Annotated in this window: 1 protein-coding gene; it reads left to right on the top strand. The window is 45.2% G+C overall.

Annotated elements, in window-relative coordinates; translation table 11 throughout:
- Nucleotides 1-196 precede the first annotated feature (196 nt).
- Nucleotides 197-877, top strand: a 681-nt coding sequence (locus ABZJ92_RS22010) for a tyrosine-type recombinase/integrase (protein WP_146676885.1), incomplete at its 3' end; no start/stop codon positions are given.

The raw sequence follows: 877 nt of genomic DNA, 5'->3' as shown, positions 1-877 counted from the left end.
TTTCTGCTCATTATTAGCTCCTTCTGATGCCATTCTATTTCAGGAAGGAGTGTCCGTTAAACTCAGGCTACCTCAAAGATCCCACTAAGAATAAATCTCCTTACCTCACAACACGACAAGCCTGCATTGCGGCTCTTCAGTCTCCGCTGCATACTGTCCAGGTGAGCGCGGGTGATGGCATAACAGAGGAAAGAAAATGTCACTCTTCCGCAGAGGTGAAATATGGTACGCCAGTTTCACATTGCCGAACGGTAAAAGATTTAAACAGTCTCTTGGAACAAAGGACAAAAGGCAGGCGACAGAACTCCATGACAAGCTAAAGGCTGAAGCATGGCGGGTCAGCAAACTTGGTGAAATACCTGATATAACGTTCGAGGAAGCGTGTGTCAGGTGGCTTGAAGAGAAAGCACATAAAAAATCACTGGACGATGACAAAAGCCGGATCGGATTCTGGCTTCAACATTTCGCAGGAATACAACTAAGAGACATTACTGAATCAAAAATTTATTCAGCAATGCAGAAAATGACGAACCGGCGTCATGAGGAAAACTGGAAACTCAGGGCAGAATCATGCAGAAAAAAAGGGAAACCTGTTCCAGAATACACGCCAAAACCAGCGTCCGTTGCAACGAAGGCTACGCATCTTTCATTTATAAAGGCCCTACTAAGAGCCGCAGAGCGTGAATGGAAAATGCTGGATAAGGCACCAATTATTAAAGTGCCTCAACCAAAGAATAAACGGATCCGCTGGCTGGAGCCCCATGAAGCACAAAGGCTGATTGATGAATGTCCGGAGCCATTAAAGTCTGTTGTTGAATTTGCACTGGCAACAGGCTTAAGACGCTCGAACATCATCAACCTTGAATGGCAACAAATA

The sequence above is a fragment of the Shigella sp. FJ200513 genome (assembly GCF_040495915.1).
Lineage (GTDB): Bacteria > Pseudomonadota > Gammaproteobacteria > Enterobacterales > Enterobacteriaceae > ECMA0423.
This window is presented reverse-complemented; position numbering and strand designations above follow the sequence as displayed.